This window comes from Vibrio sp. 378 (genome assembly GCF_033339435.1).
The window spans coordinates 1-1,094 of the sequence record NZ_JAWOUO010000143.1; the positions used below are offsets into that span (position 1 = coordinate 1).

2 protein-coding genes are annotated in these 1,094 nt (G+C 41.3%); both read left to right on the forward strand.

Annotated features, from left to right (window positions below):
* Window positions 1–225: 225 nt before the first annotated feature.
* Window positions 226–561, forward strand: a complete 336-nt coding sequence (locus R7Q48_RS24705) for an energy transducer TonB (RefSeq protein WP_010648852.1) — start codon at window positions 226–228, stop codon at window positions 559–561.
* A gap of 94 nt (window positions 562–655) precedes the next feature.
* Window positions 656–1,048, forward strand: a complete 393-nt coding sequence (locus tag R7Q48_RS24710) for a hypothetical protein (protein ID WP_213894483.1) — start codon at window positions 656–658, stop codon at window positions 1,046–1,048.
* The last annotated feature ends 46 nt before the right edge of the window (window positions 1,049–1,094 follow it).

The window sequence follows — 1,094 nt, forward strand, 5'->3', positions numbered from 1 at the left end:
AGCTACTGCATTGTTAGAGCGCAATGGAATTAAAGTCTACAGTCAACATACGATAGCTAAGCTCCGAGAGGCGTTGGAAAAAAATAGCTAACAAACTGTTCAAGAGGGATTCGCAACGCGTGGCATTTTTACTATGCGTTGATTTTAGTGATTAAGGTGGTATGCGGCGGCATTGGTATTGCGTTGCTCACCCCTTAACAGGGCGTTATGTGTCAGAGAGAGATTATGAGATTTTTGCAATTATTTATCTTGATCTTAGTAGTAGGGTGTTCAAGTTCTGTAGAAAACACTTACTCATCGGAATATTTAGATCTAGAGCCAATAGAGTTTGTATCGCCGAGATACCCTAAAGTTGCAGTAGAGAATAACCTGTCAGGGTATGTGGTCATGACGTTTAACATTACTAAAAATGGAGATGTGGCTGATATTGTTGTAATCGATTCCACCCCAAAGGGGATCTTTGAAAAGGTAGCTGTACAAGCGTTGTCCAAATGGAAATATGAGCCACTTGAAGATGTTGAGCTTATTGCTCAAAAACAAAAATTAGTCTTTAAAATCTAACACATAACAAATTGTTTAAGAGTGATTCGGCACGCGTGGCATTTTTACCATGCGTTAGGTTTAGGGTTTAAGGTGGTATGCGGAGGCTACGGTATTGCGTGCCTCACACCTTAACAAGGCGTTAGTTGCCAACGAGAAAATCGCAGCTAAAACAGAGTGTTTAGTTTTAATCGTTCGTGTGCTTTGCTTGATTCTGCACTTCGAACTTCGGGATCTTGGTTCGCGGAAATTGAGCTTCGATCTTTTCCTAGTTTGGTTTGCCGTTTCAGAAGCCGATTTACTTGTTGAAAGTCAGCTTTGTGGCACTGTTTCTCCAAAAGGTCTTTTTGGTGTTGTCAGTTCGTTTTCTGCGGCGTTGCGTGTTCCAAGTGGTTTCAGTGACGTGCGCTTTAAAACTGCGCCTGATTTGAGTTTTTCAAAGCACATAAAACTAGTGTTGGCAAAACGGCAATCGACTTCAAATCAAAGCTTTAGGTTTGGCAACTAACAAAGCATTCAAGAGGGATTCACAACGCTTGGCAGTTTTGGTTTGA